The 24,184-nt window shown below is 62.7% G+C and carries 23 protein-coding genes and 1 tRNA gene; 16 read left to right on the forward strand and 8 right to left on the reverse strand.

What is annotated here, in order from left to right; all coding sequences use genetic code 11:
- Window positions 1–54: 54 nt before the first annotated feature.
- Window positions 55–131, reverse strand: a tRNA-Met gene (locus tag ISP19_RS03140).
- Window positions 132–321: 190 nt separating this feature from the next.
- On the opposite strand from ISP19_RS03140, the gene ISP19_RS03145 reads away from it, so the two are divergent.
- The 8 genes from ISP19_RS03145 to ampE all read left to right on the forward strand — a co-directional run bounded on the left by ISP19_RS03145 (window position 322) and on the right by ampE (window position 5,602).
- Window positions 322–861: an RNA pyrophosphohydrolase gene (locus ISP19_RS03145; RefSeq protein ID WP_204679752.1), complete on the forward strand. Its 540-nt coding sequence runs from the start codon at window positions 322–324 to the stop codon at window positions 859–861.
- Between the two features lie 30 nt (window positions 862–891).
- Window positions 892–1,128, forward strand: coding sequence for a (2Fe-2S)-binding protein (locus ISP19_RS03150; protein WP_379946123.1), 237 nt, complete (start codon window positions 892–894; stop codon window positions 1,126–1,128).
- A gap of 139 nt (window positions 1,129–1,267) precedes the next feature.
- On the forward strand, window positions 1,268–1,738 hold the full coding sequence (bfr, locus tag ISP19_RS03155) for a bacterioferritin (protein WP_204679754.1): 471 nt from the start codon (window positions 1,268–1,270) through the stop codon (window positions 1,736–1,738).
- Window positions 1,739–2,064: 326 nt separating this feature from the next.
- Window positions 2,065–2,826 (forward strand): DUF6776 family protein, encoded by a 762-nt coding sequence (locus ISP19_RS03160; protein WP_204679756.1) that lies wholly within the window; start codon window positions 2,065–2,067, stop codon window positions 2,824–2,826.
- Window positions 2,813–3,235: a bactofilin family protein gene (locus ISP19_RS03165; RefSeq protein ID WP_204679758.1), complete on the forward strand. Its 423-nt coding sequence runs from the start codon at window positions 2,813–2,815 to the stop codon at window positions 3,233–3,235. The genes ISP19_RS03160 and ISP19_RS03165 overlap by 14 nt, the downstream gene beginning before the upstream one ends.
- Window positions 3,236–3,317: 82 nt before the next feature.
- A complete protein-coding gene (gene erpA / locus ISP19_RS03170) occupies window positions 3,318–3,686 on the forward strand; it encodes an iron-sulfur cluster insertion protein ErpA (protein WP_204679911.1) in 369 nt (122 codons plus the stop codon).
- Window positions 3,687–3,701: 15 nt separating this feature from the next.
- Window positions 3,702–4,661 (forward strand): NAD(+) diphosphatase, encoded by a 960-nt coding sequence (gene nudC / locus ISP19_RS03175; protein ID WP_204679760.1) that lies wholly within the window; start codon window positions 3,702–3,704, stop codon window positions 4,659–4,661.
- A gap of 71 nt (window positions 4,662–4,732) precedes the next feature.
- Window positions 4,733–5,602 (forward strand): regulatory signaling modulator protein AmpE, encoded by an 870-nt coding sequence (ampE, locus tag ISP19_RS03180; RefSeq protein WP_204679762.1) that lies wholly within the window; start codon window positions 4,733–4,735, stop codon window positions 5,600–5,602.
- A 71-nt stretch (window positions 5,603–5,673) separates the two neighbouring features.
- On the opposite strand, the gene ISP19_RS03185 is transcribed toward ampE, so the two are convergent.
- A complete protein-coding gene (locus ISP19_RS03185) occupies window positions 5,674–7,548 on the reverse strand; it encodes an MFS transporter (protein ID WP_204679764.1) in 1,875 nt (624 codons plus the stop codon).
- A 287-nt stretch (window positions 7,549–7,835) separates the two neighbouring features.
- On the opposite strand from ISP19_RS03185, the gene ISP19_RS03190 reads away from it, so the two are divergent.
- The 3 genes from ISP19_RS03190 (at window position 7,836) to ISP19_RS03200 (ending at window position 9,169) form a co-directional block, all read left to right on the forward strand.
- The gene (locus ISP19_RS03190; protein WP_204679766.1) at window positions 7,836–8,270 is read left to right on the forward strand and encodes a PaaI family thioesterase; all 435 of its coding nucleotides are present in this window, start codon (window positions 7,836–7,838) and stop codon (window positions 8,268–8,270) included.
- Between the two features lie 13 nt (window positions 8,271–8,283).
- The gene (locus ISP19_RS03195) at window positions 8,284–8,661 is read left to right on the forward strand and encodes a DUF2784 domain-containing protein (RefSeq protein ID WP_204679768.1); all 378 of its coding nucleotides are present in this window, start codon (window positions 8,284–8,286) and stop codon (window positions 8,659–8,661) included.
- A 76-nt stretch (window positions 8,662–8,737) separates the two neighbouring features.
- Complete coding sequence (locus ISP19_RS03200; protein ID WP_204679770.1) at window positions 8,738–9,169, forward strand: GFA family protein; 432 nt, start codon at window positions 8,738–8,740, stop codon at window positions 9,167–9,169.
- 110 nt (window positions 9,170–9,279) lie between these two features.
- On the opposite strand, the gene purD is transcribed toward ISP19_RS03200, so the two are convergent.
- From purD to ISP19_RS03230, 6 genes are all read right to left on the reverse strand, one after another.
- Entirely contained in the window at window positions 9,280–10,563 is a 1,284-nt protein-coding gene (gene purD / locus ISP19_RS03205) for a phosphoribosylamine--glycine ligase (RefSeq protein WP_204679772.1), read from the reverse strand.
- Window positions 10,564–10,653: 90 nt separating this feature from the next.
- The gene (locus tag ISP19_RS03210; protein WP_204679774.1) at window positions 10,654–12,033 is read right to left on the reverse strand and encodes an AMP-binding protein; all 1,380 of its coding nucleotides are present in this window, start codon (window positions 12,031–12,033) and stop codon (window positions 10,654–10,656) included.
- Window positions 12,034–12,344: 311 nt separating this feature from the next.
- Window positions 12,345–12,917 (reverse strand): L-threonylcarbamoyladenylate synthase type 1 TsaC, encoded by a 573-nt coding sequence (gene tsaC, locus ISP19_RS03215; protein WP_204679781.1) that lies wholly within the window; start codon window positions 12,915–12,917, stop codon window positions 12,345–12,347.
- A gap of 166 nt (window positions 12,918–13,083) precedes the next feature.
- The gene (locus ISP19_RS03220; protein WP_204679783.1) at window positions 13,084–15,567 is read right to left on the reverse strand and encodes a DNA topoisomerase I; all 2,484 of its coding nucleotides are present in this window, start codon (window positions 15,565–15,567) and stop codon (window positions 13,084–13,086) included.
- Window positions 15,568–15,702: 135 nt separating this feature from the next.
- Entirely contained in the window at window positions 15,703–16,848 is a 1,146-nt protein-coding gene (dprA, locus tag ISP19_RS03225; RefSeq protein ID WP_204679792.1) for a DNA-processing protein DprA, read from the reverse strand.
- Between the two features lie 152 nt (window positions 16,849–17,000).
- Window positions 17,001–18,149: a LysM peptidoglycan-binding domain-containing protein gene (locus ISP19_RS03230; protein WP_204679794.1), complete on the reverse strand. Its 1,149-nt coding sequence runs from the start codon at window positions 18,147–18,149 to the stop codon at window positions 17,001–17,003.
- 192 nt (window positions 18,150–18,341) lie between these two features.
- On the opposite strand from ISP19_RS03230, the gene def reads away from it, so the two are divergent.
- From def to ISP19_RS03255, 5 genes are all read left to right on the forward strand, one after another.
- Entirely contained in the window at window positions 18,342–18,851 is a 510-nt protein-coding gene (gene def / locus ISP19_RS03235) for a peptide deformylase (RefSeq protein WP_204679796.1), read from the forward strand.
- Between the two features lie 165 nt (window positions 18,852–19,016).
- Entirely contained in the window at window positions 19,017–19,949 is a 933-nt protein-coding gene (fmt, locus tag ISP19_RS03240; protein ID WP_204679913.1) for a methionyl-tRNA formyltransferase, read from the forward strand.
- A complete protein-coding gene (rsmB, locus tag ISP19_RS03245) occupies window positions 19,946–21,241 on the forward strand; it encodes a 16S rRNA (cytosine(967)-C(5))-methyltransferase RsmB (RefSeq protein ID WP_204679798.1) in 1,296 nt (431 codons plus the stop codon). Before fmt ends, rsmB begins: the two co-directional genes overlap by 4 nt.
- Before the next feature lie 215 nt (window positions 21,242–21,456).
- Window positions 21,457–23,124, forward strand: a complete 1,668-nt coding sequence (locus ISP19_RS03250; RefSeq protein WP_239556444.1) for an ArnT family glycosyltransferase — start codon at window positions 21,457–21,459, stop codon at window positions 23,122–23,124.
- Window positions 23,125–23,160: 36 nt separating this feature from the next.
- A complete protein-coding gene (locus ISP19_RS03255) occupies window positions 23,161–24,171 on the forward strand; it encodes a glycosyltransferase (protein WP_204679802.1) in 1,011 nt (336 codons plus the stop codon).
- Window positions 24,172–24,184 lie beyond the last annotated feature (13 nt).

The following is a 24,184-nucleotide window of genomic DNA, read 5'->3' on the forward strand; positions in this document are numbered from 1 at the left end:
AAGGGTCCGCATAAAAACCCTTGAAATCAGGGTTCTGGAAGGTGTGCGGACAAATGGTGGCTATGGGTGGACTCGAACCACCGACCCCAGCATTATGAGTGCTGTGCTCTAACCGGCTGAGCTACATAGCCATGGGGTGCGTGCGTCGCCTGGGGGAAGCCGGATCGGCTGGATTCAGGCGGGGCGCGGCAGTTTAATCGTGTCGCCCTTGCGGTTCAAGTGGTTGGCTTGCTCCGGGTTTGTAGGCTGTGGTTGAATCGATCTCGGGTCAAATGCGCTCACGTCAAGGCGGCGAGCGCCGACCTGGCCCGAGGAGGTTGGATGATTGACGTTGATGGCTACCGTCCGAATGTTGGCATCGTGCTGCTCAATGCAGACGGCCGGCTGTTCTGGGCGCGCCGCATCCACCGCGACGGTTGGCAGTTCCCCCAGGGCGGCATGCGCAGCGACGAGACCCCGCTGGAAGCCATGTACCGGGAGCTGCAGGAAGAAACCGGTCTTTCCCCCGAACATGTCGAGGTGCTGGCCAGCACCCGCGGCTGGCTGCGCTACAAGCTGCCGAGCCGCTATATCCGCCATCACCAGCAACCCACCTGCATTGGCCAGAAGCAGGTCTGGTTCCTGCTGAAACTGGTCGGTGGCGAGGATGCACTGCGCCTGGATGCGTGCGAGAAGCCGGAATTTGACCTGTGGCGCTGGGTGGATTTCTGGTACCCGGCCGGCCATGTGGTCAACTTCAAGCGTGACGTCTACCACCGGGCTTTACGCCATTTCGCCCCGCTGGTGGAGACCATCCTGAGCATCGAGCTCGGCCCACAGCCGCAACCACGCGGCAACCGTGGCCGGCGGCAGGCCGCCTGACGGTCAGGCTCGCCGTTAAGCGAACATTAGTTGACAATCATTCGCATTCGCGTTGAAATGCGCGGCATGTACATTTGCCTGTGCAACGCCATTACCGACCACGATATCCGTCGCGCTGCCGCTGACGGCGTGCGAACGTTCGCCGAACTACAGAACCGCACGGGCTGCGCGGATTGCTGCGGCTGCTGTGAGGCCGAGGCCCGCACCACACTGGAAGAGGCCGTGGTACAGGTAGCACTGGACCTGCCGATCCTGGTCGCCGCCTGACCCCTTCTTGCGTACAGATTTGAAAACCACCGGCTGACCCCGGTGGTTTTTTGTTTGCCGCTGCAAACGGTTCGCAATACTCCATGGCGGAGGCAGAATCCGTATAGTTTCCACTTCAGCCAACGTCCGGAGAGCAGCCATGAAGGGTGACGCCAAGGTCATCGAGTTCCTCAACAAGGTGCTCTACAACGAGCTGACGGCCATCAACCAGTACTTCCTGCATTACCGCATGTTCAAGAACTGGGGCTATGAGGAGCTGGCTGAACACGAGTACAAGGAATCGATCGACGAGATGAAGCACGCCGACCGACTGATCGAGCGCATCCTGTTCCTGGAAGGCCTGCCCAATCTGCAACATCTGGGCAAATTGCGCATCGGCGAAAATGTGATCGAGTGCATCCACGGCGATCTCGACCTGGAGATGGCTGCGACGAAAGATCTGCGTGCGGCGATCGCATATTGCGAGAGCATTGCCGACTACGTCAGCCGCGATTTGTTCAAGAACATTCTTCATGATGAAGAAGAACACATCGACTGGCTGGAAACCCAGCTCAGCCTGGTCAAGGATATCGGCTCGGAACGTTATCTCCAGTCGAAGATGGAAAGCTGACATTCACAAGATACAGAGGCGTGCTTTCTTCGCGCCTCGAAGCCGAGCACATAGTTAGTGCGCTCCCTGCGCGCCCGCACTTTCCCCGCGTGCTGAGTTCGATGCATGTCCGAACCCGGCTCCGCGAATCAGGTACTTACGGTGCCGGATTCGTGGCGAGCCATCCTCTGCCTGTGCTAACAGATTGTTTCTCAACAACCTGTTCAAGGTTAAAAGCGCACACCCCGCAGCGCAGCAAAGCGAACGCCGACACAAAGCACGCGACGATTCCTTGACGGTCTCGTCACAGCCGGGCTATACCCTCCGCTTTCCCGGAAAGGCCGCGCATGGCTTCCCGCCCACCACCGCGCTACGTCGTACGCCCACACGACGCTGCCAGTCAGCGTCGTCGCTTGTTGTGGTTCGGACTGGCGTGGCTCGGCAGCATGCTGCTGGTTGGATTGATGGTTGCGTTGGCAATCGGCGCATGGAAAGGCGTGGTGCCGCGCATCTCGGATCGACGCGAGCTGCGCGCACTTACCGCCGAAAATGGGGATCTGAAACAACAGGTCGCCGATCTGCAACGTTCGGAACAAGTTGCCGATGTTGCGACCAAGGCATTGCGCGAAACCATTTCACAACGCGATGAAGAAATCAGCGGCCTGCGCGCGGATCTCAGTTTCTATTCGCGACTGGTGGGCGGCGACGCGCAACGCGAAGGGCTGAAGGTACAAGAGGTATCTCTGCAACCCGTACCGCACTCGCAAGCATGGAACCTCGCCATCAGCCTCACCCAAAACATCAAGCGCGATGACGACACCAGCGGCACCACCACGGTCAGCGTGGAAGGACTGAGCAACAACAAAGTGGTGCAACTGGATTGGCCTACCCTGGGAGATGCCGCCGAAAAGGATGGCATTCCCTTTAGGTTCCGCTATTTCCAGCAGTTGCACACCACCATCGCGTTGCCGGCCGATTTTCGGCCCACTCGTCTGCACGTCACAGTCCAGCCGGAGAATGGCGACCCCGTCACCCGTGCTGTCGCTTGGAGTGACGCCTTATCCAGCCCAGTCACCAACTCCCAGGGGGATACCGATGCTCAGCCGTAAACGTAACGAACAGGCACCCCGCAACGCCGAAACCAGCCTGATTGCGCATGGCACGACCATTCGCGGTGACGTCCGCTTCTCTGGCACGCTGCATCTAGATGGCCGCATCGAAGGCTGCGTGCTTGGGGAAGGCCCCAACGCGCTCTTTACCCTGAGCGAACACGGCCACGTGCAAGGCGAGGTGCGCGTGCCGCACGCCATGATCAACGGCCAGGTCACGGGTGACATCTACGCCAGCGAGCGGCTGGAACTGGCCGCGCAGGCTCGCGTGACCGGCGACGTTCGCTACAATTCGCTGGAAATGACCTCCGGCGCGCAGGTGAATGGCCGCATGGCGCACCAGGGCGAGGGTCATGTCCAGCGCGAGCTGCCGGCGCCGGAGATGCGCCCGGAGCCCGCGACAGCCTGAATAAGACGTGGAGGGGGCCGATGGCCATCGACTTGCAGCTGATATGCTTGAGTCCACCCTGTATCAGCCCCATTTCCGCGCCATGGAAACCATCCTCGCCATCCCCGATTACCGCCAGGCCGGCGCTCCGCTGGTCTTTACCGAGGCTGCCGCCCGCAAGGTGCACGAACTGATCCAGGAAGAAGGCAATCCTGAGCTGAAGTTGCGCGTGTACATCACCGGTGGCGGCTGCTCGGGCTTCCAGTACGGCTTCACCTTCGACGAAGCGCGTGCGGATGACGATTTCGCGCTGGATCGCGAAGGCGTCACCCTGCTGGTCGATCCCCTGTCGCTGCAATACCTCACCGGCGCAGAGATCGATTACACCGAAAACCTGAGCGGCTCGCAGTTCGTCATCCGCAATCCCAACGCCAAGACCACCTGCGGCTGCGGCTCATCGTTCTCCACCTGAGCGGTTGACCAACGGATGGCGTCGACGAACCTCAACACCTTCGCCGGACTCAGCCTGATACTCGATCGCGTTTCCGAACAACGCGATGATGTCGATTGGGTGACCGCGAAAGCCGGTTCGGCAGACGCCCGCTACCTGCTGCTCGATCCTGCTGGCGATGCCTACCTGCACCACCAGCAGGAAGCCCTGCGCTGGCTCGATGCCGGTGAGCGCGAGCGCCTGCTGCCCGATGCCTCGTGGAGCCTGCTCGGCATCGCCGACGGACAGCCGCATTTCATGCTGCTGTTGGACGAGCGCCACGACCACGCCGAGCTGGAGTCCGCACTCGATGCTCGCCGCATGGGCCTGCGCGCGGCCGGCCTGCTGCTGGCCGCGGATGAAGCGGGCCTGTTTGCGTACGCCAAAGGGCTGGCCCATTGGCAACGTGAGACACGCTTCTGCGCGCGTTGCGGCTCACCACTCAAGCTGGTGTCGTCGGGCCACCGCGCACAGTGCACCAATCCCGCCTGCGGACATGTGCACTTTCCGCGTACCGACGCCGCGGTCATCGTCATCGTCGAATACGAAGGCGCCTGCCTGCTCGGCCGTCAGGCCAGCTGGCCCGCAGGACGCTACTCCACGCTGGCGGGTTTCATCGAACCAGGCGAAGCCCTGGAAGATGCCGTTCGCCGCGAAGTCGCCGAAGAATCCGGCGTGATCGTCGGCGATGTGCACTATCACTCGTCGCAACCCTGGCCGCTGCCGGCTTCTTTGATGGTGGGCTTCACCGCCACGGCGATCTCCCCAGCGATCCGCCTGCGCGATGGCGAGCTGGAAGATGCGCGCTGGTTTACGCCGCAGCAAATCATCGATGGGCTGGCCGACGGCAGCCTCGCCACACCGACCCGGCTGTCCGTGTCCTATCAACTGATCTCGCACTGGCTGCGGGAGCGCGCAGGCCTGGACCTGGACTCGCTGATCGAGCGCGCGCACTGATGTGTCGGGACGGGGCCTGATCAGGCTCCCATCCCTCGCATACAATGCGTCATCCCACGGAGTCCGTTTTCATGGCTATTCGCCTGCTTGCTGCGCTGATCGCTCTCGGACTGCTGCATCTGCAGCCACAGCTTGCGCATTGGCGTGGCGATGCCGGCTTCCGGCGCTGGGTCCATCAACTTGCCGATACCAACGGCATGGCACGTGTGCTGTTCACGGTGCTGGCACCGGTCGCCGCGTGCGCGCTGATTGCCTGGATGCTGCACCGCTTGCCGCTGGCGGCGCTGCTACAGCTGGCATTTGGGCTGGTGGTATTGCTGTTCTCGTTTGGTCCGCAGGCTTTCGAGGCGGCCATCGAGGCCATTCTCAAGGCGCCCGATCAACAGAGCCGCGAAGCCGCCGCCCAAGAACTCTGCGAGGATTGCGAAACCATCGCCTGGACGACGGCGGATCTCGGCGAAGCAACTGCTTATGGCGCGCTGCGCCGTCGCTTTGGCGTGCTGTTCTGGTTTTTCGTGCTCGGCCCGGCCGGCGCCCTGCTCTATCGACTGGCACGGCAACTTGGACATGACAGCTCGCTGGCCCTCGATGCCGGCGCGCGCGCATCAGCCGGTTATCTCGCCAACGGCCTCGACTGGCTGCCGGCACAATTGATGGTTTTCACATTGGCGCTGGTCGGGCATTGGGACGCCGTGATCGGCGCATGGCGCCGCTGGCACCAGCAGGCCGCCCCCAATAGCTGGTATCTCTCCAGCCCGGCCTTTCTGGGCGCGGCCGCGCGAGCCGATGTGCTTACCGATGTCGAAGGCGGTGACGGCTACGCGGAAGAACGCACCGATCCGCTGCACGAACTTCGCCGCCTGCGTGATGCCCTGCTACGTGCATTGCTCGCCTGGCTGAGCGTGGTCGCGTTGATCGTGATCGGCGGATGGCTGCATTAAGAGCGGGAAATCGTAGAGGGAAGCGGGAAGGGTGAAAAGCCAATAAGCGTCACGCTTTCCCGACTCCCGATTCACGCCATATCCCCCCGCAATACCTCCACGCGATCTTGCAGCACGGCGGTATCGACTTGTGCCGCCGGCTTCGGCGCATCCACCACCAATTCGACACGAGCACGGAAGCGGCGCGGCAGGCGTGCGCGCCGCAGCATGGAATCGCGACGGCTCCATACGCTGCCCCATAGCCCCCGCAAGGCCATCGGCACCACCGGCACCGGGCGGCGCTGCAGAATCTTTTCCACGCCCGGCCGGAACCGCGCGATCTGGCCGTCCTTGGTCAAACCGCCTTCCGGAAAAATGCACACCAGCTCACCCTCCGCCAGCGCCGCATCGACCTCCTCGAAGGCCCGATGCAGTATCGCCGGGTCTTCCTTCAGCCCCGCAATCGGAATGGCTTTGGCGGTTTTGAATACGAAGTGCAACACCGGAATACGGAAGATCTTGTAATACATCACGAAGCGCGCCGGCCGTCGCAGGTTGGCCATCAGGATCAGCGGATCCATAAAACTCACGTGATTGCAGACCAGCAAGGCGGGACCTTCTTCCGGCAGGTTCTGCATGCCATCCACGCGGATGCGGTACAGCGTGTTCACCAGCACCCAGGTGATGAAACGCATCAGGAACTCGGGCACCAGCGTAAAAATGTAGACCGCCACGATCACGTTGAGGAGCGCCGCCACCAGGAAAATTTGCGGCGCCCCGAAACCCAACGTATCCAGTGCCAAGCCAAAGACGGATGCGATGACGATCAGCAGCGCGTTGAGAATGTTGTTGCCGGCAATCACACGCGACAGGCGATCACGCAACGTACGCGCTTGCACAAAGGCAAACAACGGCACCACATAAAAGCCGGCAAATACACCGATCAAGGTGAGATCCAGCACGATGCGCAAGCTTCCGGCAACGTGAAGAAACGCCAACCAATCCAGCCCGCGCAGCGGTGCGGCACCGGGCCGTGCCAGAAACAGATCGACACCAAACGCGGTAAGACCAAACGCACCCAGCGGCACCAGGCCGATTTCCACCCGTTTGCACGACATCTTTTCGCACAACAGGGCGCCCACGCCGGTACCGATCGAGAACAAAGTCAGCACCAGCGTGTTGACCGAGCCATCACCGCCCAGATTGACGCGCGTATACAACGGCAGTTGCGCGACCAGCACGGTGCCGAAAAACCAGAACCATGAAATGCCCAACACCGCGTTGAACACTGCATGATCTTCACGCGTGATGCGCAACACGCGCACCGTTTCAGTGAACGGATTCCAGCTGAACTTGAGATGTGGCGCGGTGGCCGGCGCAGGTGGAATGAAACGGCTGGCCAGGTAGCCGACGATGGCGACACCGATCGTCAACGCCGCCGAAAAATGCGGCCCGATACCGGCGATCAGCATCAGGGCATTGCCGGCCACCATGCCGATCAGAATCGCCATCTGGGTGCCCATCTCCACTAGGCCGTTGCCACCCACCAGTTCCGTGTCACTCAGCGCCTGCGGGAGAATGGCGTACTTGATCGGCCCGAATACCGTCGAGTGGATGCCCATCATGAACAGCACCACCAGCAGCAACAACAGGTGGTGCCCGATAAAGCCGTACGCCGCCAGCGCCATGGCCGCAATCTCGAACAGCTTGACGAAGCGAATGATGCGCGTCTTCTCAAACTTCTCCGCCAACTGCCCGGCCGTCGCGGAAAACAGGAAGAACGGCAGAATAAACAGCGCAGGCGCCAGATTGGTGTACAAGCCGACCTCATGATCGGATAGCCCCATCTGGAATGCCGCCAGCATCACCATCGCGTTGCGAAAAGCACTGTCGTTGAACGCACCCAGCGCCTGAGTCCAGAAAAACGGCGCAAAACGGCGACGGCCTAACAGGGCGAACTGGCTCATGCGGGTCCTTGGCGGCGAAACTGATGCGTAGACTAGCGCGGAAACCTATGCCTTATCGAAGCCCGGCCACTTCGGCCAGTTGCTGTCCATCGATGGACGCAGGTGAGGGCCGGCGCTTTGGTAACGGTGATCTTTATGGGTTTTTTCGGACCTCGCTCATGCCCGGCGCCCCGTCCTTTACCAAGAAAACCCGGGCGGTTCTTTCACCTTGCAGGAGCCGTAGTTATGCTCACTGCCGCGATCGTCTGGCATGCATGGCGCCGGCCGAGCTGAACTGGAGAATGGCGATGTCGGAACAACTGGCATTGGGACAGAGCGTGCTGGCTTTGCAGCCGTTCAGCGCGCTGATGGGGGCGGAGCTCACCGTCTTCGTCAAAGGCCATGCCGAGATCCGTATTCCGATTCGCGACAGCTTGAAGCAACAGCATGGCTTCGTGCATGGCGGCGTGATCAGCTACGCGGCGGACAACACGCTCACCTTCGCCGGCGGCAGCGCGCTCGGCCCTGGCGTGGTGACATCCGAATTCAAGATCAATTATCTGCGACCTGCTATGGGCAATTGCCTGATTGCCCGCGCGCACGTGATCCACGCTGGAAAAAACCAGGCGGTTTGCCGCTGCGATGTGTTTTGCGCGGATGGCCATGAAGAGCGGCTGTGCGCCACGGCGCAGGGAACCATCACGCGGCTGGGCGCTTCGTCTGCGCAAAACACTCACGGGTAGCCACCCCGATACCATGCTGCCGCTTATCGCTGCCGATGCTGTGCTGACGTTCCACTTGGGGTTCATCCTTTTCTGCACGCTTGGCGCACTGCTCGCCTTGAAATGGCGATGGATGGTGTTACTCCAGCTTCCGGCCGCGGCCTGGGGGTTTTACGTGGAACTGAGCGGGCGCATCTGCCCGCTGACCAGCATCGAGAACCATTTTCGCGAACGAGCCGGACAAGCCGCTTATCAAGGCGACTTCATCGGACATTACCTGCTGGCCACAATCTATCCCAACGGGCTGACCCGGGAGATCCAGTTCCTGCTGGCGGCGTTCGTGCTGATCTTGAACGTATCCGTCTATGCATGGCTGATACGCCGCTGGCTCAGCAGCAGGCCGCCCCACTAAACCCTGCCGCCATGGATTTACCACCGCAAGCTCACGTACTCTTGGCCGCCGATGCACGCCGGTTTCGAGAAACTTTATGCTGATCTCTGGACGTTGCCACTGCGGAAATATCTCGTTCCAGCTGGACTGGAAAACCGATCCCACTGAAATCCCTGCTCGCGCCTGCACGTGTACGTTCTGTACCAGGCATGGTGGTGTCTGGACATCCTGTCCAACGGGTTCGCTTACGGTGACGGTACGGCATGCCGAACAGGTTTCGCGCTACGCGTTCGGCACATGCACGGCCGACTTCCACATCTGCACCCGTTGCGGCGTGGTCCCGGTGGTGACGAGTGAGATTGACGGCAAGCTTTATGCCGTGGTCAACGTCAACACGTTTGAAAATGTCGAGCCGTCCCTGCTTCGCCGCTCATCGGCAACCCTGGACGAGGAAAGCGGCGAAGAACGCCTGGAGCGTCGCCAGCGCAATTGGATTGCGGACGTCACTTACACGGCGCGAGGGGCTTGATCACTCCCTCACGCCTGAGTTTTCAGTGGAAACGAAGATTCGCTCCCATCCTGTAGCGCGGCACGCCACGCCATCCGCCCGTTTGAAGCCCGTCCGGAATCGCCGCAGACTCAGCTGCGCCGCAGCGCACGATGGGCAATGTCGCGACGGCAGAATGCGCCGTCGAAGTGCAGCTTGCTGACCGCTGCATAGGCATGTTCGCGTGCGGCGGCAATGTCCTTGCCCAAGGCGCACACGGTGAGTACACGGCCACCCGCGGTAATCGGGCGACCGTGTGCGTCGAGCTTGGTGCCGGCGTGGAACACTTTCACATCCGGGCCAAGATCGCTGTCCAGGCCCTCGATCACGTCGCCGCTCTGCACCTTGCCCGGATAGCCACCGGCCGCCAGCACCACGCCAATCGAAGGGCGCGCATCCCATTGCACATGGGTGTGATGCAGTTCGCCGTCGAGCGCCGCTTCGATCAGGTCAACGAAATCGGACTTCAGGCGCAGCATGATCGGCTGTGTTTCCGGATCGCCGAAACGCACGTTGAATTCGATCACCTTGGGGGCGCCGTGCTTGTCGATCATCAGGCCGGCATAAAGGAAGCCGATAAATGGCGCGCCTTCGGACGCCATGCCGCGCAGAGTGGGTTCGATCACTTCCTTGAGGATGCGTTTTTCCACCTCGGGCGTCACCACCGGCGCAGGCGAATACGCGCCCATGCCGCCGGTGTTGGGACCGAGGTCGTTGTCGTCGCGGCGCTTGTGATCCTGGCTGCTGGCCATCGGCAGAGCGTGCGAGCCGTCACTCATCACGATGTAGCTGGCTTCCTCACCATCCAGGAATTCTTCGATCACCACGCGTGCCGACGCATCACCGAAAGCATGCGCACCGAGCATGTCGTGCAACGCCAGTTCCGCATCGCCCAGCGTGAGCGCCACCACCACGCCTTTGCCGGCGGCTAGGCCATCGGCCTTGATGACGATGGGCGCACCGTGCTTGCGCACATAGGCCAGTGCCTGATCCAGTTCGGTAAACACCGCGTAGCGTGCGGTGGGAATGTTGTGGCGTAGCAGGAAATCCTTGGCGAAGGCCTTGGAGCCTTCCAGCTGGGCGGCGATGGCGCGCGGTCCGAAGATACGCAAGCCCGCGGCGCGAAATTTGTCGACGACGCCCGCCACCAGCGGCACTTCAGGACCGACGACGGTCAGCTCAACCTTTTCGGCCTTGGCCAGTTTCAGCAGTCCTTCGACATCGGTGACGGCCACATCGGCATTGCGCAGGCCATGCTCATGTGCGGTACCGGCATTGCCCGGCGCAACGATCACCTCGCTCACGCGCCGTGATTGCTTGAGCTTCCACGCCAGCGCGTGCTCGCGACCACCGTTGCCGATTACCAGAACTTTCATGCCTTGCCTGCTCCACTGCTCGAAACCGCCGCCCTGCGGCGCAGCGCGCATTGTAGTGCCTGTTCGCGGAAATGCCGCGAGGGAGCTAAATCAGAAGCATTTGACGTGCAGCAGATCCAACAAAGCGGCACGCGGCAGCTTGCCGGTTTCATTGCGCGGCAGGCTCTCGACCAGGCGTAGCGGACGCGGCAGGAAAACCGGGTCGATCGAGGTGCGCAGAGCATCAAGAATCGCGTGCTCATCCAGCTCAGGCGCCACCGCCAGCGCGGCAATACGGCGCACACCGATAGCATCCGGCTCATCCAGCTGGAACACCACGCCATCCTTCACGCCAGGAACGGCGAGCAGACGGCGGGTGAGGTCCCCCAGCGAGGCGCGTTTGCCGGCGATTTCGAGCAAATCAGCGTGGCGCCCGCGCAATTCGAAGCGGCGGCCTTCATCGTGCAAGGTCACGATGTCGGCAAGGATCGCAGGCGCCTCCAATTGCGGCGCCTCAATCTGTGTACCGTCGGGCTGCGGATGCAGATGCACCCCGTGATAAAGCGACCAGCGGTCATCCACTGTTACGCGGCGCGACGCGAAGGCACAGGTTTCGGTAGAACCAAACACTTCCAGCAACGGCGCGCCAAAGCGGCGCTCCGCCTGCGCGGCCAGCTCGGGCGGCATCGGCGCCGTGGCCGAAAGCACCGCGGCCAGCGGCGGCAGCTCAACACCTGATTCGACCAGTGCGCGCAGATGTACCGGCGTGGTGACCAGTACGCGCGGTGCCGGCATGTCCGCCAGCGCTGTGGCGATATCGGCGGGGAAAAACGGACGGCCGGAATGGACCTGCACATGGCCCAGCAAAGGCAGCAGTATCGACATCTCAATGCCGTAGATGTGCTGCGGCGGCACGGTAGCCACCACGGTGAAGTGCTCGCCCACCACCTGCTGCAACATGCGCAGATTGCCTGCGGTGCTGGCATGCAGGCTGCGCCAGGTTTTGTTGTTCGGACGCGGTGCACCGGTGGAGCCGGAGGTATAGCCGACTGCCACGTTGTGCATTGCCGGCAGGAACGGCCACTCGACGGATGGCGAAACCGCCGCATCCACCGCGAGCGATGGCAGGACGTGATAGCGATGCGGGGCGGGTTCCATGGATCTGTCACCGACGGCATGGCAGCCCGGATAGGCAGCCATCACCTCCTCGACGGCGTGCGGTGCACGTGAAGGCGGCAGCAGGTTGGCCTGGCCACGCAAGGCAATGGCACAAAAGGCCACCAGGAACGCGTAACGGTCCTCGCACAGGTTGACCGCAGCCGTCGCGTCCGGCAGTTGCGCAGCGACGTGTTCAACATGGGCCACAAACTGGGCCGCCGTGATGGACTCGCCTTCATGCAATGCCACGACCCGCAGCGGATCGCCAACCTTCAACAAAGGCAGCAGGCGCTCCGCTTCATCGCGTTGATAGGTCTGGTAGACGATCGCCACGCCTTGCGCTCCTGATGGCTTTTCCCATGCATTAGCCCGTCCGGCCGAGTGGTCGGTTGCTGCCGGTTTTCGGGATTGTGTCCTGCGGCCCCCATCCTCATGGTCGCGGCTGAATCGGCACCTACCGCGCCGACGAGCATATTCCAGGATGCTTTGATTCATTCAGCATGGGCGGCACCGGCATTGTCTGTCTGCAGGCCATAGGACCGTTGGCGAAGGCGACTGGCCGTCTGTCGAGCCAATGGACCGAAGGGATGCGAACAGACAGTGCCGGTGCCGCCTGTGCTGAATGAATCAGAGTGTCCCCTGATTCAGGTGCGGATGATAGCGCCTGTCAGCGCATCCCGGATGGTGCTGGGCTGGGCCGCACCGCCCAGTGGCGCATCGACCATGCCATCCAGGGCTTCGCCGAAATATTCGGTCACGGTGGCCAGATCACGCGCCGGTGGCTTGCCGTGGAGATTGGCACTGGTGGAGACCAGCGCCCCGCCGAATGCGCGGCACAGCGCGACCGCCGGCGCATGGCCGCTGACGCGCAAGGCGATGCCGGGATGGGCGCCAGCCACCCATTCGGGGACTTCTGCGCTGCGCGGGAACACCCAGGTAAACGGTCCCGGCCAACTGGCCCGGACCTGCGCCAGTACACCCCGCGGGACTTTCGTCATGTCCACGTAGTGTTCGACCTGGGCGAAGTCAGCGGCGATCAGCAAAACACCTTGCGTCGATGGCCGCTGCTTGAGCGTGAAAATGCGTTCGAAAGCGGCTTGGTTATGCGGATCGCAGCCAAGGCCAAAGACCGCTTCGGTGGGATAGGCGATAACGCCACCGGCGTGCAGTACGTCGGCGGCGCCCTGGAGTTCAGCCAATGTGTAGCGCTTGGGCATGCGGCTTTGCTTCCTCTCCCCGCCGAAGATGGCGGCTGAGGTAAGGGGCCATGCTCGCCCCGGACGTTGTTCATTTCAAACCGACACTCGCTTCGATCACGCTGCCGGGCGAAAGAGTTTCCTCACCCCCTCTCCCTGCCGAGGAGAGAGGGCAGACCCACGAGCATCAAGCTTTGGTTTTCTTGGTGGCTGCCTTTTTGGCCGCAGTCTTCTTGGTGGCTGTTTTCTTGGCCGCGGTTTTCTTGACTGTGGTTTTCTTTGCAGCCGCCTTCTCGGCTGGCGCTTTTTTGGCCGCAGCCTTCTTGGTCGCCGGTGCAGTCTTGGCGGTCGTTTTCTTGCCGAAGCGGCCTTTCTTGACTGGCGCCGCCGCCAGCAATTCCACGCACTGCACTTCCGTCAGTTCCTTCGGATCCTGATCCTTGGGAATGCGCGCATTCTTTTCGCCATCGGTGATGTACGGACCGAAGCGGCCGTTGAGAATCTGCACGCCGTTGCCGAAATCCTTGATGATGCGATTGGCGATCAGCTCCAGCTTTTCCTGCACGATCTGCAGTGCACGCGGCAGCTCGATGGTGTACGGATCGTCTTCCGCCTTCAGCGAGGCATAGGTACTGCCCTGCTTTACGAACGGGCCGAAACGGCCGATGCCAACCGTGACTTCGTCGCCGTTCTCGGCCTGCCCGAGCTTGCGCGGCAGCTTGAACAGCTCGATCGCCTCTTCCAGCGTGATCGTATGCATGCTTTGGCCGGGACGCAGCGATGCGAATTGCAGCTTTTCGTCCACATCCTTGTCACCGATCTGCGCATACGGTCCGTAGCGGCCCAGGCGCACCGACAGCGGCTTGCCGGTTTTCGGATCGGCGCCGAGTTCACGCGCGCCGGTGGCTTCGCTGCGATCGACCGATTCGGTCTTCTCTTCGACCTGCTGCTTGAACGGCTGCCAGAAGCGCTGCATCAGCGGCACCCAGGCTTCTTCGCCACGGCTTACCGCGTCGAGTTCGTCTTCGAGCTTGGCGGTGAAGTCGTAATCGACGTACTGGGTGAAATGCTGGGTGAGGAACTTGCTCACTGCGCGGCCCACGTCGGTGGGACGGAAACGGCGGTTGTCCAGCAGCACGTATTCGCGGTTCTGCAGCACCTGGATGATGCTGGCATAGGTGGACGGACGGCCGATGCCGTATTCCTCCAGCGCCTTCACCAGACTGGCTTCGGAATAGCGCGGCGGCGGCTCGGTGAAATGCTGGTCGGCCACGATGTCCTGCAACGGTACCTGCTCGCCCTTTTCCAGCCGCGGCAAGCGGCGGCCTTCGTCATCGTCTTCAGCCGTCTTCTGGTCGCGGCCCTCTTCGTAGACGGCAAGAAAGCCGGGATCGACGATGGTGGTGCCGGTCGCGCGAAATGCCGCATCGCCACCCTTCACATGCTTGACGTCGAAATCCACCGACACCGTGTTCATGGTCGCGTGGATCATCTGGCAAGCGACCGTGCGCTTCCAGATCAGTTCGTAGAGCTTGCGCTGCTCGTCATTGAGGAACTGCGCCACCTCGCGCGGCGTGCGCATGGCGGAGGTGGGACGAATCGCCTCGTGCGCTTCCTGTGCATTCTTGGACTTGGTGCGATACACCTGCGGATGATCCGGCAGCGCCTTGTTGCCGTAGTCGCGCGTGATCAGCTGGCGCAGCTCGCCGACCGCCTCATCCGACAGGGCGGTGGAATCGGTACGCATGTAGGTGATCAGGCCGACGTTGCCTTCGCTGCCCAGGCTCACGCCTTCGTACAGCCCTTGCGCGACCTTCATCGTGCGGCTGGTACCGAAGCCCAGCTTGCGCGCAGCTTCCTGCTGCAGCGTGGAGGTGGTGAACGGCGGCGCCGGGCGACGCTTGCGCTCCTTGCTGCCGACGTCGCTGACCGTGAGATGGCCGCGCGCGGCTTCCTGGAGCGCGGCGCGGGCCGCCATCGCATCGGCCTCGTTGGTGAGGTCGAACTGCTCGAATTTCTTGCCGTTGAGCTTGGTCAGCCGCGCGTTGAAATCGCCTTCGGCGTGCTTGAGCCGGGCCTCGACCGTCCAGTATTCGCGGGCGATGAAGGCTTCAATTTCTTCCTCCCGCTCCGCGATCATGCGCAGCGCAGGACTCTGCACGCGGCCGGCGGACAGACCGCGTTGCACTTTTCGCCAAAGCACCGGCGAAAGGTTGAAACCGACCAGGTAATCCAGCGCGCGACGGGCCTGCTGGGCATCGACCAGATCGTGCGACAGCGCGCGTGGCGCAGCTACCGCCGCCTTGATCGCCTTGGGCGTGATCTCGGAGAACACGACGCGATGCATCTGCTTGCCTTTGGAGATGCCGCGTTCTTTCAGGATCTCGCTGATGTGCCAACTGATCGCCTCGCCTTCGCGGTCCAAGTCGGTGGCCAGATAGATGTCATCGGCAATCTTGGCCGCCTTGGCGATGGCATCGACGTGTTTCTCGTTGCGCTCGATCACCTCGTACTTCATGGCGAAATCGTGCTCTGGGTCCACCGCGCCTTCTTTCGGCTTCAGGTCGCGCACGTGGCCATAGGAAGCCAGGACCTGAAAGTCCTTGCCGAGGTATTTGTTGATCGTCTTGGCCTTGGCCGGCGATTCGACGATAAGCAGGTTTTTTGCCATGTGGCGTGGGGTTCCAGATGTTGCATCGGCAACCGCAGGGGATCGGTCGCTCTATATATAGTTGGAAGCATGCCGGCTCAATGACTGTCAAGCTGGCAGACGTGAAAGCGCGGCCTGGCGCGCTTTCGGGCAAATTCAAATACCCGGCAAACGCTGGTAGCGACCGCCCGGCAGACCTTCGACGCAGCCTTCCAGCTCCAGCATGAGCAGCATGGATGACAAAACGGCGGCGCTTTGCCCGGTACGCTCCACCAGTTCGTCCAGTGGTGCGGGATCGTACCCGAGTACCTCCAGCAACCGGCGGTATTCCGGATCGTCGCGCCAGCCGCCCATCGCCGGCCGATCATGCCCGGCGTTTGCCACCGGCAACCTTTCGAGGCGCTGGGCCAATTCAGCACCAAGCGCCTGCACGGCGGGAACCAGGGCCTCGATCATTTCCGGAGCGCTTTCGACCAGCCGCGCACCATCCCTGATCAGGCGGTGGCAGCCGCGAGCGAGCGGATTATGAATGGAACCGGGGATGGCGAATACCTCCCGCCCCTGCTCAGCGGCCAGCCGCGCGGTGATCAGCGAGCCTGACTGTAATCCGGCCTCCACCACCAGCGTGCCCAGCGACAGTCCGGCAATGATGCGGTTGCGGCGTGGAAAGTGGTCGGCGCGAGCGGTCATGCCCGGAAGAAATTCGCTGACCAGTGCGCCATGCGTCTCCACCTGCGCCGAGAGCGCCCGATGCTTGCGCGGATAGACCAGATCCGGCCCGGTGCCGATCACTGCGATGGTCGGTTGGCCGGCCTCCAGCGCCGCCTCGTGTGCGGCGCCGTCGATACCATCGGCCAGACCGCTGGTGACCACGAAGCCCGCCTGGGCGAGCTGCCGGGCAAACGCACGGGCGGTGCTCTTGCCCGCCGCACTGGCGCTGCGCGCACCCACGATCGCCAGTTGCGGGCGCAACAGCAGGCTGGCGTCGCCACTGACGAACAATGCGGCCGGCGGTTGCGGAATGCCTTCCAGCTGCGGTGGAAAATCCGCATCCGTACAGCACAGCAGCCGGTGACCGGGCTGGGCGAGCCAATCCAGGTCGGCCGCGAGCCGGGCCTCATCAGGCTGTCTCAACCACGCCTGGGCGTCTGAATCGAGCGAGGAGGCGTGCCGGTGCAGCTGAGCCAGTACTTGTCCGATCCGACCCTCCGCGGCGCACAGGCGCTCGCGCAGCCCCATTGGGCCCAATCCCGGCGTGCGCAGGACGGTCAGCCAGTCCCGCCATTCGGCTTGTTCATTCATGCCGCGAGTCTACGCGAGGGCCACAAACAACCACGGCGCGGGATTACCGCGCCGTGCTGTGGGTTTTATCCGTGAACGGAAAGCAGGGAATGCTGTAGTCCCGTACTCCTGCTCTGCCGTTTTTATTCCGGCCGTCTTTATTCAGGCCGTCTTTATTCAGGCATTTTCGCCTTGGCACCAAGGTGCACCGGCTTGAGACCATCCATGATCAGGGCGTAGCTCACCCGGTCGAAGGTGCGGAAGACCATCACGTGGCCGACGTATTCGTCCGGCAAGGTCACGAACTTGTGGCTGTAGCGGTTCCAGCTGTCGTTGGCGACGTCGTCCGGCACCTGCTCACCCGGCTGCCATAGCGAGAAGGTGGTGCCGTTGTCGACGCCGTCCTTCGAGCCGACCGAGAGCACCACCACGTCATTCGGGCCGACCTGGGTCAGGCGTTCATGCGAGAAGGCGATCACGCGTCCGTTGGCCGGCAGGGTCTTGGGCGGATGCGGGTAGTAGTACGGGTCGTACGGATTGTCGTCGATCGGCATCAGGCGATCGCCGGCGCGGACTTCCATGATCGAACTGAGCAGCAGCAGGGTCGACGGATCGCCGCCGCGCAACACCTCGGCCTGACCGATCACTTCGACTTCCATCGCCAGGGTCTTGCCACGAAACGCGTGGTTGGGCGTGGCACGGCCCAGGTCGGTCATCCATTCCTCGTTCCACGGCGAACGGGTGGTGGCGACATCGCTATCCACCAGGTTGGCCGCCATGTCGTCGCTGTCCTCGGCCTCCGAGCCGCCGTAGGTGCGGAACACATGGGTCGGGCGCACGACGGCCCAGCGCTGGCCCGGCTGCGCATTGAGGTTACGCACGTAGATATTGCGGCCCGAGGTGCCGGTGATATCAGCTTCCTCGAAACCCATCACGTAGGGCGCGTTCTTCACCTCATCCGGATCCACCACGCGGGAATCGCGCAGGAACGGCTTGAGCTGGTCGACTGGAATGGCCGGGATGGCCTCGCCTTCGTGCTGGATGGCCGGCTCCAGCCGCAGCGCCGGACCGCCGTTGATAAACGACAGGTCGAGCACGTCGCCCGGATAGATCAGGTGCGGGTTGCGAACCTGTGGGTTGGCCTGCCAGATCTCCGGCCACAACCATGGCTTGGAGAGGAAGCGGGCGGAAATGCCCCACAGGGTGTCGCCACGACGCACGGTGTAGCTGTCGGGGTGATCGGCACGAAGCTGGGTGCCAGCCGCATAAACGGCCACTGTGACCAGCATGCCGGCCAGCAGCCCAATGGACTTTCTAATCATAAACGGGAATCCCCCAATGCCCCCTTGCTTGGGCGAGTGTAACCGAAGCATTAACTCAAGCAACACGTGCCCAGTTGGCAAATTCGTGCGCCGACAAAGCCTTGAACCACGTACAATATCCACATTCTAGACCGCGCCTGGGTTGGCTTTTCACCAATTCGCCCGCATTTCCGGCGCCCGAGGTGAGCATCCATGTCCGTTCGTACCATCCTTGAATACCCTGATCCGCGACTGCGCACCAAGGCCGAGCCGGTCGCGGTGTTCGACGCTGAATTGAAGCAGCTCGTCGATGACATGTTCGAGACGATGTATGCCGCCAATGGCGTTGGCCTGGCCGCCACCCAGATCAACGTGCACCAGCGCGTGCTGGTGGCCGACATGAGCGAAGAGCGCAACCAGCCGCTGGCCCTGATCAATGCCGAAATCCTGGAGAAGGACGGCACCCAGGTGTATCAGGAGGGCTGCCTGTCCTTTCCCGGCATCTACGCCGACGTCACCCGCGCCCTGAAAATAAAGGTCCGCGCACACGATGTGGAAGGCAACAGCTTCGAGTTGGAAGTGGAAGGCCCGCTGGCCGTGTGCATCCAGCATGAAATGGATCACCTGGCCGGCAAGGTCTTTGTCGATTACCTGTCGCCGCTGAAGCGCTCGATCCTGCTCAAGCGCATGGAGAAGCAACGCAAGCAGGCCGCCAACGGTTGATCGGGGGAAGCACTCAACCATCCACGCAGGCTTCATCATCGCGCACTATCCACCTACCGCTGGCTCGCCATCTCCAACGAGGGCCAGATTGCCCTCACCAGCACCCTTGCGACCCAGGAACCGACCTTACCCATGTCACCTACGCGGAATAGGTCAGCGCATCCCTTGCGCATTGTCTTTGCCGGTACGCCGGAGTTCTCCGTTCCCTGCCTGGAGGCCTGCCGCGCCAGCGGCGCGCAGGTCGTTGCGGTCTACACGCAGCCGGATCGACCCGCCGGCCGCGGCCGCAAACTCACGCCGAGTCCAGTCAAGGAAGCCGCGCTGGCCGCCGGCATTGCGGTGGAACAGCCGCGCAGCTTCAAGACGGTCGCAACCCGCAAACAGCTCGCGGCCTATCAGCCCGACCTGATGGTCGTGGTGGCTTACGGGTTGATCCTCTCGCCCAAGGTGCTGACGATTCCGCGGCTCGGCTGCTGGAACGTGCATGCCAGCCTGCTGCCGCGCTGGCGCGGCGCCGCGCCGATTCAGCGCGCCATCCTTGCCGGCGATGCAGAAACCGGGGTCGACCTGATGCAAATGGAAGCCGGCCTCGATACCGGTCCGGTTTTGTTGGAGCGCCGCACTCCGATCAACCGTAACGATACCGGCGTCTGCCTGCACGACCGGCTCTCGCTGCTGGGCGCGGACGTCTTGATGGAAGCCATCAGCCGTATCCGTGCCGGCGAAACTCTGCACGCACGGCCCCAATCCGAAGAAGGCGTGTTGTACGCGCACAAATTGCAAAAGGCCGAAGCGCGGCTCGATTTCACCCGCCCCGCGCTGGCGCTGGAGCATCAGGTACGAGCCTTCGACCCGTGGCCGGTGGCGGAAGGCGAGATTGCCGGTGAAAACCTGCGCATCTGGGCCGCACGCGCCGTCGAACAGAATCACAAAAACGCGGCCGCACCGGGCAGCGTGATCGCCGTCCATCGCGACGGCATCGATATCGCCTGTGGCGAAGGCGCGCTGCGCATCAGCGCCTTGCAACGTGCAGGAGGCAAGCGCATCACCGCCGCCGATTACCTCAATGCACGCCCCGAACTACGCGGGGCACGATGAACGATACCCGCGCACTGGCCGCGCAGGCGCTGGCCGACATTGCCCTGCACGGCAAGTCATTGCGCGAAGCGATGGAACAAAAAGCACCCAAGCTGCGCGATCCGCGTGACCGCGCCTTGCTGATGGCGCTGCTCAGCGATGGCGCACGCTGGTGGCTGCGTTTCGACGCCGCGCTCGATCGCCTGCTCGACAAACCACTGCGCCGCAAGGAGCCGGAAGTCCATGCGCTGCTGGTGTTGGGGCTAGTGCAGTTGGAAGTGCTGGAACTGCAGGACTACGCCGCCGTCGCCGCCACCGTCGAAGCAGCGCGTGCACTCAACCGCCCGCGCCTGGCCGGTCTCGTCAATGCGGTGCTGCGCCGCTGGCAACGCGAGCGAACGGATCTGCTGGCTGCGCTCGATGCAAGGCCGCAGACGCGCTACGCCATGCCGCCGTGGCTGGTCAAAGCCATCGCTGCCGATTGGCCTGCGCAGCAAGACGCCGTGCTGGCCGACAGCAACCGCGAACCGCCACTGATGCTGCGCGCAAATCGACGCCGCACTTCACGCGATGCACTGATCGAACAACTGCATGCGGCAGGCTATCAAGCCGATCCGCATCCGTGGCTGGCGGACGGCATCGTGCTGCCGCACAGCAGCGACATCACCCGCATGCCGGGCTTCGCCCAAGGCTTGTTTGCCGTGCAAGACGGTGCTGCGCAAGTTGCTGCCGACATCGCTGACGTGCATGCCGGCCAGCGTGTGCTCGACGCTTGCGCCGCCCCCGGAGGCAAAGCCTGCCACCTGCTGGAACGTGCGGACATCGCGCTGACCGCGCTCGAATTCGATGCCGCCCGCGCCACGCGCATCGGCCAGAACCTGGAACGCCTCGGTTTGCATGCCGAGGTGCGCGTGGGCGATGCCGGCGATCCGGCTGGCTGGTGGGATGGCCGCCCCTTCGATCGCATCCTGATCGATGCGCCTTGTTCGGCGACCGGTGTATTGCGCCGCCGCCCAGACGTGCGCCTGCATCGGCGCGCCAGCGACATCGAGGCACTGGTCGCGCAACAGCGGCGCATACTCGCCGCGCTGTGGCCGCTGCTTGCTCCGGGCGGCCGGCTGGTCTTCATCACCTGCTCGCTGTTGCGTGCGGAAAATGAAGCGGTTGTCGAAGGTTTTTTCGCCAGCCGCAACGATGCGAAGGCGATACCGCTGGCCTTGCCGGCCGGACAGGCTGCCGCCCCCGGCTGGCAGATCCTGCCGGGCGATGGCGATCTCGACGGCATGTACTATGCGGTGTTTGAGCGGCGCTGAAGGCGCGCTCACGTCTCGTCCGGGCGACCCGAAAGCAGTCCCCCCCGTGGGAGAAATCGCCGGGTGAAGGGCCAATCTTCCGGTAAGACTCCTTTGCTCCAATGGGTTCCACTGATAAGTCACACCGAAAAATAATGGGATCTATGGCAAGCGCAGCCCCTCACCCCAACCCGCTGAGGGAGAAGCTTCAGGAACACCGCCAATTCTGGCTACTGATGCTATTCGCCATCCTGGTGCTCGGCATAGGCATCGGCCTGCGCGATCCCTGGCCGTCCGACGAACCGCGCTTCACCCTCGCGGCCAAGCAGATGGTGGAAAGCGGCGACTGGCTGTTCCCGCATCGCGGCGTGGAGTTGTACGCCGACAAACCGCCGATGCTGATGTGGCTGGAAGCGGCCAGCTTTGAAGTGGTGCGCAACTGGCGCATCGCTTTCATGCTGCCGTCGTTCCTCGCCTCGCTGGGCACGTTGCTGCTCATCTACGATCTCGGACGACGGCTCTGGAATCGCAAGGTCGGCATGTACGCGGCAATGGCCGCGCTAATGTGCATCCAATTTGTATTCCAGGCCAAGCGCGCACAAATCGATCCCTTGGTCGTGTTCTACATCACCGCCGCCAACTGGGGCCTGCTGCGACACATGTTGTGCGGACCGAACTGGCGCATGTACTGGCTCGGCTGTTTTTGTGCGGGCCTGGGCGTGATCACCAAAGGCGTCGGCTTTCTCGCCCTGTTCATGCTGCTGCCGTATGCGTGGGCTGCGTTTCGCCGCTGGGACGGCGTTGCGGTCATGGGCGCGGGCGCCTGGTGGCGTTGGTTGCTGGGCCTGGTCGCCACGCTGGCGGCGATCGGTTTGTGGCTGATCCCGATGCTGCTGGCGGCACGATCGCATACCGACAACCCGATCTACGCCGCTTACGTCAACAACATCCTGTTTCACCAAACCGCTGGCCGCTACGCCCATGCGTGGCATCACATCCAGTCCAGGTTCTATTACCTGCCGATCATGCTTTATGCCTGGCTGCCGCTGTCGCTGACTTATCCCGGCAGCTTCCCGCGCTGGTGGCAGGCGTTGAAAGCGAAAGACGCACGCATCCTGCTGCCCTTGGGCTGGATGTTGCTGGTCTTGCTGTTCTTCAGTGCATCGGCCGGTAAACGTGATGTGTACATCCTGCCGATGCTGCCCATGCTCGCGCTGATCACCGCGCCTTATCTGGAAGCCATGCTGGCAACGCGCTGGTTGCGCATACTCTGCCTGCTGTTCCTGCTCGTGATCGGCGGCGGCATGCTGGGGCTCGGCGCGTATGCCTTGCTGACCCATCCGCCCTTCGCCGCCAAGCTGGCCTATGACCGTGGTTTCGATGGTCCGGCGGACAGCCTGTGGTGGATGTGCATCGTGATCGGCGCGGCGCAATGGCTGTTGCTGGCCGTATTCGGCCTGCGGCGCGCGCCTTGGGCGATCGCCGGCGGCATGCTGGCACTGTGGATGGTGTGCGGCCTGTGGGCTTATCCCTTGCTCAACGCCAGCAGTTCAGCCTCTGAGTTGATGGCCAATGTGCGCGCACATCTGGGTCCGCAGGATGAAATCGCATTGGTCGACTGGAAAGAACAAAACATGTTGATGCTCAATCGCCCTGCCGTCGATTTCGGCTTCAGCGCGCCCACCTCGCAGCAGTTCGCACATGCGGCACAATGGCAGGCCGCCGCACCCGCTACCCGCTGGCTATTCGTGCAGGAACCGGCGATGGGTCATTGCGTGGACCGCAGCAAGGCCATCAACATGGGTCATGCCAACCGGCGTGACTGGTGGCTGTTCAAGGCGGATGCGGTGATCCCCGGTTGCACACCACCCCCGGCCACCACGGATGAGGACGTCATTGATTAATCCGCCATCGCCCACTTTGCAAACCGCACGGCAGCCATGAGCAATATCAACCTCATCGCACGCGACAATGGCGCGGGCCTCACGCGAGACATGCACCTGCTCGCCGGCTTGCTGCGCGAAGGCGGGCACGATGTCACGATCACCGGGCTTGGCCATCGCAGCCGCCTGAGCAATCGCCTGCGGCGTTTGCATGCGCGCCTGCGTCGTCTGTTTCGCGGCTGGTTCCACGGCGAACTCAACGCGCGTTACGACATGAACATCATGCTCGAACATGTGCGCCCGGAATCATTCGATCAGGCACACGTCAACATCCTGATTCCCAATCCGGAGTGGTTCCGCGAAGAATGGCTGCGTGAACTGCCGCATATCGATCTCATCTTCGCCAAGACCCAGCATGCCGAGCAGATCTTCGGCAAGCTGGGCTGCCGTGTCGTGCCGATCGGCTTCACCGGCTCGGACTACCAGGATCGGGAAGTCGCGCGACAAGCCACGTTTTTCCACGGCCCCGGCCGCAGCGGCAACAAAGGCACCCTGCCCTTGCTGGAGCTGTGGGCACAGCATCCGGAGTGGCCCGAACTCACCGTGGTCTGGCGGCGCAAGCGGGTGGAGCTTCCCGAGCTGCCGCCCAATGTGAAGCTGATTCGCGACTATCTTCCCGAAGCGGAATTGCGCCGCCTGCACAACGCCAACGTGTTTCATCTGTGCCCGTCGCAAACCGAAGGCTATGGCCATTCGCTGGTGGAAAGCCTCAGTACGGGCTGCGTCACCATCACCACCGATGCCGAACCGATGAACGAACTGGTGACCGCCGAACGCGGTGTGCTGGTCGCCGCACATGCCAACGGCACGCAGGAGCTGGCCACGCTTTACGATTTCGATCTCGATGCCATGCGTGTCGCCATCGAACGCTGCATTGCCATGCCGAAAGAAGAACAAGCATCGCTGGGACGCGCCGCACGCGCGTGGTACGAACACAACAACACGGCATTCCGCCAGCGTTTTCTGGATGCCATTGCCAACGCTGCTCCGCCAGCGCGTAACAAGTAAGCGGCGTGCCCGT

Source organism: Dyella flava (genome assembly GCF_016904955.1).
GTDB classification, from domain to species: Bacteria; Pseudomonadota; Gammaproteobacteria; order Xanthomonadales; family Rhodanobacteraceae; genus Dyella_B; species Dyella_B flava.

Bases quoted from the DNA above. Each gene is read 5' to 3' on its own strand.
- ISP19_RS03145 (WP_204679752.1), top strand. From the start codon at position 322: ATGATTGACGTTGATGGCTACCGTCCGAATGTTGGCATCGTGCTGCTC.
- bfr (WP_204679754.1), top strand. From the start codon at position 1,268: ATGAAGGGTGACGCCAAGGTCATCGAGTTCCTCAACAAGGTGCTCTAC.
- ISP19_RS03160 (WP_204679756.1), top strand. From the start codon at position 2,065: ATGGCTTCCCGCCCACCACCGCGCTACGTCGTACGCCCACACGACGCT.
- ISP19_RS03165 (WP_204679758.1), top strand. From the start codon at position 2,813: ATGCTCAGCCGTAAACGTAACGAACAGGCACCCCGCAACGCCGAAACC.
- erpA (WP_204679911.1), top strand. From the start codon at position 3,318: ATGGAAACCATCCTCGCCATCCCCGATTACCGCCAGGCCGGCGCTCCG.
- nudC (WP_204679760.1), top strand. From the start codon at position 3,702: ATGGCGTCGACGAACCTCAACACCTTCGCCGGACTCAGCCTGATACTC.
- ampE (WP_204679762.1), top strand. From the start codon at position 4,733: ATGGCTATTCGCCTGCTTGCTGCGCTGATCGCTCTCGGACTGCTGCAT.
- ISP19_RS03185 (WP_204679764.1), bottom strand. From the start codon at position 7,548: ATGAGCCAGTTCGCCCTGTTAGGCCGTCGCCGTTTTGCGCCGTTTTTC.
- ISP19_RS03190 (WP_204679766.1), top strand. From the start codon at position 7,836: ATGTCGGAACAACTGGCATTGGGACAGAGCGTGCTGGCTTTGCAGCCG.
- ISP19_RS03195 (WP_204679768.1), top strand. From the start codon at position 8,284: ATGCTGCCGCTTATCGCTGCCGATGCTGTGCTGACGTTCCACTTGGGG.
- ISP19_RS03200 (WP_204679770.1), top strand. From the start codon at position 8,738: ATGCTGATCTCTGGACGTTGCCACTGCGGAAATATCTCGTTCCAGCTG.
- purD (WP_204679772.1), bottom strand. From the start codon at position 10,563: ATGAAAGTTCTGGTAATCGGCAACGGTGGTCGCGAGCACGCGCTGGCG.
- tsaC (WP_204679781.1), bottom strand. From the start codon at position 12,917: ATGCCCAAGCGCTACACATTGGCTGAACTCCAGGGCGCCGCCGACGTA.
- ISP19_RS03220 (WP_204679783.1), bottom strand. From the start codon at position 15,567: ATGGCAAAAAACCTGCTTATCGTCGAATCGCCGGCCAAGGCCAAGACG.
- dprA (WP_204679792.1), bottom strand. From the start codon at position 16,848: ATGAATGAACAAGCCGAATGGCGGGACTGGCTGACCGTCCTGCGCACG.
- ISP19_RS03230 (WP_204679794.1), bottom strand. From the start codon at position 18,149: ATGATTAGAAAGTCCATTGGGCTGCTGGCCGGCATGCTGGTCACAGTG.
- def (WP_204679796.1), top strand. From the start codon at position 18,342: ATGTCCGTTCGTACCATCCTTGAATACCCTGATCCGCGACTGCGCACC.
- rsmB (WP_204679798.1), top strand. From the start codon at position 19,946: ATGAACGATACCCGCGCACTGGCCGCGCAGGCGCTGGCCGACATTGCC.
- ISP19_RS03250 (WP_239556444.1), top strand. From the start codon at position 21,457: ATGCTATTCGCCATCCTGGTGCTCGGCATAGGCATCGGCCTGCGCGAT.
- ISP19_RS03255 (WP_204679802.1), top strand. From the start codon at position 23,161: ATGAGCAATATCAACCTCATCGCACGCGACAATGGCGCGGGCCTCACG.